Raw genomic sequence first — 7838 nt, 5'->3', positions numbered from 1 at the left:
CACCACCACCGACCCCGGCTGACCCGCCGGCACACCGACCGGACTCGGTCAGACGGACCTGAAGCGCCCCGCCGACACTCCCGCCGCGCCCGGCTCGCGAAGCGCCCGGCTCGCGAAGCGCCCGGCTCGCGAAGCGCCCGCGCGTCCGATGTCGGCCATCGCGAGACCGTCTGCGATCGAAATGTCAGAACGGCCGTTCCGCTGAGAATTCCGTGCCGTGATCTGCATCTCTACGGGAACCTGACGCACCCGAAGGCCCTCAGATTTTTGGACAGAAACTCCGAAAGCAGACAAGTTCCCGCCCGCCCGTTTGGGCAGGCACGGCAGCCGCGACGCAAACGACACCCGAGTTACGGACCGTGCAGTATGTCCGAAACCTTGCTAATTGTGACCTAAAGAAAGGCGAGTGTGCTCCGGCCGCGACCTTCCTCATGCGCGATGACCCTGGAAGATCCGCGATTAGCGTCCCATAATGGGGCCGGAATTAGGGACACGGGCGACCGCGGCAGATCGGGAAGGTGCACCGACATGGATCCCGCGCTGGCAGGGCTCGCCGGTGCGGTCGCGGCGGCCCTCGTCGAGGCCATGACGACCGATTTCTGGGGCACGGCGCGGACGCGGCTCGCACAGATCGTCGGCCGCGGCGCGCGGTCCGCCGAGTCGGAGCTGACCCGCGAACTCGAGGAGTCGGCGGGCAGGGTCGCCCGGAGCCGCCCGCCCGAACGGGCCGCCGCGGCGGCCGAGCAGGCGCGCTGGACGGCCCTGCTGACGGCCTTCCTCGCCGAGCACACGGACGCTTCGACCGAACTCCAGGACTTCGTCCAACACGTCCGAGAGTTATTGCCGGACGCGGACGGAGTCAACGTCGTGCAGAACATCACCACCGGGCGGAACGCATTCATCGCGGGCCGCGACCAGCACATATCCCTGACCCTGGACGACGATGGGTGAGGAGCTGGAACGCCCGGCTCCCACCCAGCAGGTGTGGGCGAGACGCGACGCGTTCGTCGCGGCCCGAGACATCTACGTCACCGCCGTGCTGGGCGGCGGCGCATCGCAGCCATCGCCCGCCGCCGGAAGCGCCGTGAAACGCGAGCGGCCCGTCTTCGTCCAGTACACGAACCCGGAAATCATGGCGTGCTACGGCGTCGACGTCGGCGAAAGGCACGCGGCGCTCACGCTGACCCAGGCCCTGGACGCCACGCGGCTGGCCCTGCTGCTGACCGAGCGGCATCTGCTCATCCCCGCGTCCTACATTTTCGAGATCCCCTGGTACCCGATTTTCCTCGGGTGCATCGAGCCGCTGGTGCGGGCGGCCGCGCTCCGCTACGTCGCCCCGGTCCCCGACCTCGCCGACTACCGGGAAATGAAGGTCCACGAGTACCGGCGGGACCGGCACAACCCCTACCGTCACGCCGGGTTGCGGGGAATCTGCGCCAGTCCCGATTTCCTCTGGGCTCCTCGGCACGGCGGCGGAACGGCCGCCGGGATCGGCGAACTGTGGCGCGCTGCTCTGCAGCCCGGCGGAGAACTGCACCGCGTCGCGCGCGGGACCGCACGCAGATGGCACCGGCCACGGGGGCGCACCGAACGGCTGCTCGCACGGACCCCCGAACGGCTGGAAGGCCAGGCGTTCATCGCGCGGTTCGTGGAACCCACCCTGCCCGTGCCCCTTTCACCCGCCGAACGAACTTCGCTCGCCTTCTTCCTTTCCCGCGCCTACCTGCGCAGCTACCTCCTCGACCTGGACGCCGCCATCCTCGCGGACCTGCCCGCGGGCGACCTGACCTGCGGTCTCAGCCGCAGGTCAGCGGGTATGGACGGCAGGCTCCCGTCGGCGCGGCGCCTCGACACGGTGCTGCACTGGCTCGGCATCGCGGAATTCGTCCACCGCATCGCCGAGTGGAACGAGCTGCTGCGGCTGCGCTCCCTGCCCTCGTTCGGGCTCGTCATCGACCGGGCCTTCGACGAGACCTCACTCGACGCGCTGCGGATCGCCGTCCTGGCGGTACGCCGATCACGCGGATTCCGGCCCGCCCGCACCTATGCCGAGGCGAAGTCGAATGTGCAGGCCGTGGCCGGCACCATGGCCGATTTCACACTCAATGGCAGAACGACCTGGAGAGACGATCGATGACCATATCCATATACTGCTCCGGCTCCATCATGAAGGGCGCCTCGGACGAGAAGAAACTCTGCTGGTCCGATATCGAGCGGCTGGAGGTCACCAAAGGCGCCGCACCTCACGAAGTCGTCTTCCTGAACCCGGACGACCCCATCACCGACCCGTCCAACACGCTCGGGCAGTTCGGCCGCGACATGTACCAGGTGATGGTCGCCACAGCGGTCGTCGTGGACGCCCGGGAACGGCGCGGCATCGGCATCGGGGTGGAGATGTCGGCCGCCGCCCTCCTCGGCACCCCGATCATCGTCGTCGCCCCGCGCAACTCCAAGTACCGGGCGGACGAGCTGGAATACCGGGGCGTCCTCGTCCGCGACTACGTCCACCCGCACGTGGCCGCGCTGGCCTCCGCGGTCGTCGACGATTTCGTGGCCGCCGGGGAGATGCTGCCGGAGCTGGCGCCGCAGAAAGCCCGCGATGTCCACCACATGCCCCGATGGCTTGAGGAGGCCATCACGGAATACCGCGACAACGTCCTGCCGGGCGATCCGCCCATGCTGGCCGCCCTCGAACACCTGCGTGAGCCTTCCATGGCCAGAGGACGCTGACAGTTGAACACCGAGCTGGAACGGAGCAGCGCGGAACTCGTCAGGGACGACCCACGGCTCTATCTCGTCCACAACGACGCCCTTGAGGAACTGCTCTTCGACCGCAACCTCATGGGGACCGGATTCCGCGCGGCCTGCCTCCGTTCCAGCCGGTGTTTCATCGCCCATCTGGCCGACGAGTACCGGCCCGGGCAGACCGCCGAACTGGTGATTCTGAGCAAGGGGCTCATCTACCAGCTCGCGGAAGCCGTCTCGGCCGAGACGGGCCACAACCTGCCCATCAACCTGATCGCCACCTCGCGGACGTCGGTCGCTCATGACACCGCCCGCATCGAGGTCCCGTACTGCTGCTTCGAGGCGCCGGCCGAGACCCTGCTCATCGGCGACACCGTCGCCTCCGGCGAGACGATCATCACCGCGCTGCGGCACTTCCTGGCCGTCCACCCGCTCCGGCGGGTCTTCGTCATCTCCTACGCGGGCACACTCGTGGGCGCCACCAGAATCGCCGAGTTCTGCGCGAACCGGGGCATCGAGGCGACGTTCCTGTACGGCCTCGCGGCGTTCGGCCTGGGCGGCAACGGATTCGACCTGTCGTTCCTGCATCCCGACACGCTCACGCCGGCCCGCTACGTGGACCGGGCCCGCGAGCAGTTCTCCGGGCGCCCGGTGTCGGCGGTCGGGTGGGACTTCGGCTCCCAGGCCATGGCCCCGCGCAAGTACCGGCATCTGTCCTGGGTGGAATCGGAAGTGTGGGGCCTCACCGGCGAGGACTGCTTCAAGGTCGCCGAAGCACCCGATGACTGGTCAGACCTCGCACACGAACGAGCCGCCTACGAGCACGCCCTTCACCATCTCCGCATCCGAATGGACTCGTGAGCACCTGCACGTCCACATACGGACGTCACCAGGGCGTCGAGGGCGTCCCGCATCGCGCGGGTCAGCCGTCCGGCGTGCCGCGTCGGCGCACCAGCGGGAGGTACACCTCGTCGACGATCTCGACGAGCACCTCGTCAGGCGCGGTGGGGACGCCGCGCACCACGAACTCGTTGCGGAGCAGGACGATCGCCACGGTCGCGACGCGGGGGTGGAGTGCCTCCGGGGCGGCCTCCCCTCGCGCCACGGCGCGTCCGAGGATGGTCAGCCAGGGCGCGGCCACGGCGTCGGCCGACTGGTCCGGTAGCTGCGCCAGGAGTTCCGGCGCCCCGCCCGCCGCCGCGAGCAGATCGCGCAGGATCGCGCCGAGCGGCGAACTCCAGTGGCGGTTCGCCCGGCGGAGCTGCTCAAGGACGTCGTCGCGCAGATTGCCGGTGTCGGGCGGCTGGACGGTCCTGGCCAGCCGCCGGTAGGCGGCGATGCCGAGGGCCAGCCGGTTCGGCCAGCGGCGGTAGATCGCGTTCTTGTTGGTGCGGGCGCGCTCGGCGACCCGGTCCATGGTCAGCCCCGAGAACCCGGACTCGGTGAGCTCCGCGGCGGCCGCGTCGAGGATCGCCTCCTCCAGGACGGCGCCGCGGCGCCGCGTCTGCCCGCCACCTGGTCGCCTCTCCGGATCGCCCGCCATGCCCTCGTCCCCGTGTCCGGTACCGCCCGTTCCTCGCCAAGGTTGGCGGCGCCGCCGCACAGGACGCAACTAGGGTACGATCCGTACCCTAGTTGGAAGAGAGGACCCTCCATGCGAGCCAAGGGCATCACCTACGACACCGGCTTCGTCCGCGACGGGCGGAACTCCCGCGAGCACTTCGACCCGGCGCTGGCCGAGCGCGAACTCCGCATCATCCGGGACGACCTGCACTGCAACGCCGTCCGCGTCAGCGGCGGCGACCCCGACCGGCTGGAACTGGCCGCGACGCTGGCCGCCGACCTGGGCCTCGAGGTCTGGTTCTCGCCCTATCCCCTGGAGCTGACCGGCGAGGAGATGCTGGCGCTCTTCGCCGACTGCGCCGAACGCGCCGAGCGGCTCCGGCGGCGGGGCGCGGAGGTCGTGTTCGTGACGGGCGCGGAACTGAGCCTGATGAACAAGGGCTTCCTCCCCGGCGAGTCCCTGGCCGAACGGGTCGGCCTGCTGAGCCGGCCGGAGCGCCCGCGCGGCCTGATCACCGAGGCCGGTCGCCGCGTGAACGCCTTCCTCGGCGACGCCGTGAAGCTCGTCCGGGAACGCTTCGGCGGCCGGATCACCTACGCGGCAGTCCAGCTCGACAACGTGGACTGGACGCTCTTCGACATCGTCTCCATGGACCTCTACCGGTCGGCCGGCATCGCCGACCGGTTCCGCGAAGGCGTCCGCACGCTCGTCGCGCAGGGCAAGCCGGTCGCGATCACCGAGTTCGGCTCCGCCTGCTTCCGCGGCGCGGGCGACATGGGCGCACGCGGCCTGGAGATCGTCGAGTACGACGAGGACACCGGCGCGCCCGTCCGGCTGAACGGCGAGTACGCCCGCGACGAAGCCGGCCAGGCCGCCTACCTGAGCGAAGTCCTGGACGTCTTCGAAGCCGAAGGCGTCGACAGCGCGTTCGTGTTCATCTTCGCCCTCTACGACCACCCGCACCGCCCCGGCGGAGATCCGCGCCACGACCTGGACCTGGCGAGCTACGGCATCGTCAAGGTCCTCGAAAACGGCCGCGGCGCCACCTACCCCGACATGCCCTGGGAACCGAAGGCCGCCTTCTTCGCCGTCGCCGACCACTACCGCTGACCCGTTGCATTGGTCAAAGGGCGAACGGCTTCCCGGGCAAGCTGCACCTTGCGGCGTGACGGCACCCTGGTGATTCCTGATGTCGGCTTTGGCATCCGACGATGCGGGTGAAGTCATCTGAGCGGTAGCAGGCGCCGTTGTCGGTGCCGACGCGGTGGATGTGGGTGATGCCGTGGGCGGCGAGCCGGATTGTTAGCCGCGCCGGTGATGCCGCCGCGGTGGCGTCCTTCTCGTCGGCGGGCGCCTCGGCGTGGGCCGGTTGGGAGGAGCCGTCGATGATGGAGTGCAGGTATACGAAGTCGAGCTTCGCTCCTGCCGATTTCGCTCGGCATACGGTCTTGGCCTGCTCTGAGTCGCGACCGTGGACACTCAGTGAGGTCGGCTGCCCGTAACGCCCCGTGTGGCGCGGCAACGCGGTGACGCGGCGGCACGGCCGCGCGGTGGCGCGGTGTGGACAGCGTGCGCATGCGGAGTGAGGGTTCATCGGGTGATCGGGGTGGTACCGGTCGCCGCGAGGGACAGGTCCCAGAGTCGCGCGGCGGAGTCAGGTGCGGTGGCGTAGGCGCGGACGCCTCCGTCATCCCATGGGCTGCTCGGGGACGGAGATGCGTGCGACGTCGCAGTCCTCCAGGTAGAGCCCGCCGCGGCCGTTGAGGAGGGGCGAGGTGGCTGCCGGAGTGGCCATGGCGCCCGCGACGGCCATCAGGATGCCGAGCCGGTCGAGCCGGTCGCTGATCTGTTCGGCGGCAGCGCGCACACCGCCTGGTACCGGCACATCATCCTGGCCATGATCGCCTACGCGCACCTGGCCTTCCTGGCCGCCGGTCCACCTCCAGACCCAGGCCCTGACGGCAACCGCGACGGCAACGGCAACGGCGAGGCAGACGAGCTCGCCGCACAGGGGCCCGCCCAGCAGGGACGATCGATCGCATTCCAACAGCGCGGACGGGACGAACCCGACGATCTGGTCCCGCTCATCTCAACGAGATCCGCCGCCTGCACGCCTACTTCCGCCAGCCCCGCACCCACCCAGACACCGAATCCACTGGTCACGCTGGCGACGCCGCCACCAAGCACGCGCCCGCCGCTGCCACTACCAACGACAACAACGCGGAGGACAGCCCTGCCGTCGCCCAGGCATTCGATGCCACGCATTCCGGGGCCGCCACTTCTGGATGACGAGCAGACCTTGTCCGCCCACACTCGGTGCGGGCAGACGGCCACCGTCTTTGGCCGGGGTACCCGGATGTCGTTCTCAGCGACGGCCTGAGGGGTCTGAAGTGTCAGGGGCGAAGGTGGTGAGCCGAGAACCTGGGAGCGGCGCAACCGGGAGGGAATTGCGGGTGCCTGCCGGACGTGGTTCGTCCCAGGTGTGTTCGTGGAATCGTGGTGGGGGCGGCGCTGCGTACGGGGCCGCCCCTCCAAAGTCAAGGGCGCCTTCGGCGTCGCTTCGCGATGGGACTTCGTCCCACCCTTGACTTCGGAGCCTCTGCGGCCCCTGAGTGCAGCTTTCGTCGGGCAGGCTCCGCCTGCCCTCTGCCCGACGCGCCGCCCCCACCCCAGCCAGAAACACAGACACACAATCCGCGGGGCGGTGAACTCGAAATGCCCGAAATGAGCCTTTTTCTTATCGGGCAGTTTTTGATCAAGAGTAGCTAAAAAGAATCATGGTTGAATTTCGCCTTGAAAGCGCGAAACGACGCCCGGCCGGATATCATGGATGCATGAGTTCAATCGCGGTCGACCTTGACGCCGCGTCCACCACGGAATTGGTGAACGCGGCATCGGCGATCGCCGCCGAACTCGCCTCCCGCTCCGCCCCCGAATCGGCGGCGGCGTGCATGGAGCTCACCGAGGCCCTGGCCGCCGCCGGTGATCTGCAGGAGGCGGCTCTGGCCGGGTTCGTCGGCGTGGTCGACGGCGCCAGGGAGGTGCAGCGGTGGGGTTTCCCCTCCACACGTTCCTGGCTGCGGTCCCGGCTGGGCATGCGCGAAGCCCGCGCCAAGGAGCGGTTCACCCTGGCCCGCCAGCGCCCCCGCCTGGCGGAGGTGTCGCAGCGGTGGGCCGCCGGTGAACTGTCGGCCGGATACGCCGCCACCATCGCCGAAGCCACCGCCCGCCTTGACGATGACGACTGCGGCGCCGCTGAGAGCATGCTGCTGGGCATGGTCGACCAGGGCTTTTCGGCCGGGAAGGTCGCCGGCTTCGGCAAGCGGATCCGCGAGGTGATCGCCGAACGCGACGGGCGCGAGCAAGCCCCGGCAGACGTGGCGCGCGGGTATGAGCGGTCGTGGATCGACTCGACCCGGTCGTTGGACGGCGGCCGCTACATCAAGGGCTGGCTGAACGCCGAGGACGCCGCGATCTGGGACGGCACCCTGGGGCCTTTGGCCAAGCCCGCCGGAACCGACGACCACCG

At 69.4% G+C, this 7838-nt stretch carries 8 protein-coding genes; 6 read left to right on the top strand and 2 right to left on the bottom strand.

What is annotated here, in order from left to right; translation table 11 throughout:
* Positions 1-528 precede the first annotated feature (528 nt).
* The 4 genes from ACIWVC_RS33590 to ACIWVC_RS33575 are packed head-to-tail and all read left to right on the top strand — an operon-like array spanning position 529 to position 3606.
* Entirely contained in the window at positions 529-951 is a 423-nt protein-coding gene (locus ACIWVC_RS33590) for a hypothetical protein (RefSeq protein ID WP_396452908.1), read from the top strand.
* Entirely contained in the window at positions 944-2137 is a 1194-nt protein-coding gene (locus ACIWVC_RS33585; protein WP_396455085.1) for a hypothetical protein, read from the top strand. The genes ACIWVC_RS33590 and ACIWVC_RS33585 overlap by 8 nt, the downstream gene beginning before the upstream one ends.
* Positions 2134-2730 carry a hypothetical protein gene (locus ACIWVC_RS33580; protein ID WP_396452906.1) on the top strand — a complete coding sequence of 199 codons (597 nt, stop codon included), beginning with the start codon at positions 2134-2136 and terminating at the stop codon, positions 2728-2730. Before ACIWVC_RS33585 ends, ACIWVC_RS33580 begins: the two co-directional genes overlap by 4 nt.
* Positions 2731-2733: 3 nt before the next feature.
* Positions 2734-3606: a hypothetical protein gene (locus ACIWVC_RS33575; RefSeq protein ID WP_396452904.1), complete on the top strand. Its 873-nt coding sequence runs from the start codon at positions 2734-2736 to the stop codon at positions 3604-3606.
* A gap of 61 nt (positions 3607-3667) precedes the next feature.
* Here the strand turns inward: ACIWVC_RS33575 and ACIWVC_RS33570 are convergent, their stop codons facing one another.
* Positions 3668-4288, bottom strand: a complete 621-nt coding sequence (locus ACIWVC_RS33570) for a TetR/AcrR family transcriptional regulator (RefSeq protein ID WP_396452903.1) — start codon at positions 4286-4288, stop codon at positions 3668-3670.
* Between the two features lie 111 nt (positions 4289-4399).
* Between ACIWVC_RS33570 and ACIWVC_RS33565 the strand changes: the two genes are divergently transcribed.
* Positions 4400-5419, top strand: a complete 1020-nt coding sequence (locus ACIWVC_RS33565) for a hypothetical protein (RefSeq protein ID WP_396452901.1) — start codon at positions 4400-4402, stop codon at positions 5417-5419.
* A gap of 577 nt (positions 5420-5996) precedes the next feature.
* On the opposite strand, the gene ACIWVC_RS33560 is transcribed toward ACIWVC_RS33565, so the two are convergent.
* The gene (locus ACIWVC_RS33560) at positions 5997-6176 is read right to left on the bottom strand and encodes a hypothetical protein (protein ID WP_396452899.1); all 180 of its coding nucleotides are present in this window, start codon (positions 6174-6176) and stop codon (positions 5997-5999) included.
* Between the two features lie 967 nt (positions 6177-7143).
* Between ACIWVC_RS33560 and ACIWVC_RS33555 the strand changes: the two genes are divergently transcribed.
* On the top strand, positions 7144-7838 hold a 695-nt coding region (locus tag ACIWVC_RS33555), incomplete at its 3' end, for a DUF222 domain-containing protein (RefSeq protein ID WP_396455084.1).

This window comes from Actinomadura sp. (genome assembly GCF_044508335.1).
Classification (GTDB): domain Bacteria; phylum Actinomycetota; class Actinomycetes; order Streptosporangiales; family Streptosporangiaceae; genus Spirillospora.
The sequence above is the reverse complement of the archived record's forward strand: the minus strand, read 5'-3'. Positions and strand labels throughout refer to the sequence as shown.

What these genes read in the sequence shown, in the direction of transcription:
- ACIWVC_RS33590 (WP_396452908.1), top strand. Translation starts at nt 529, where the DNA reads ATGGATCCCGCGCTGGCAGGGCTCGCCGGTGCGGTCGCGGCGGCCCTC.
- ACIWVC_RS33585 (WP_396455085.1), top strand. Translation starts at nt 944, where the DNA reads ATGGGTGAGGAGCTGGAACGCCCGGCTCCCACCCAGCAGGTGTGGGCG.
- ACIWVC_RS33580 (WP_396452906.1), top strand. Translation starts at nt 2,134, where the DNA reads ATGACCATATCCATATACTGCTCCGGCTCCATCATGAAGGGCGCCTCG.
- ACIWVC_RS33570 (WP_396452903.1), bottom strand. Translation starts at nt 4,288, where the DNA reads ATGGCGGGCGATCCGGAGAGGCGACCAGGTGGCGGGCAGACGCGGCGC.
- ACIWVC_RS33565 (WP_396452901.1), top strand. Translation starts at nt 4,400, where the DNA reads ATGCGAGCCAAGGGCATCACCTACGACACCGGCTTCGTCCGCGACGGG.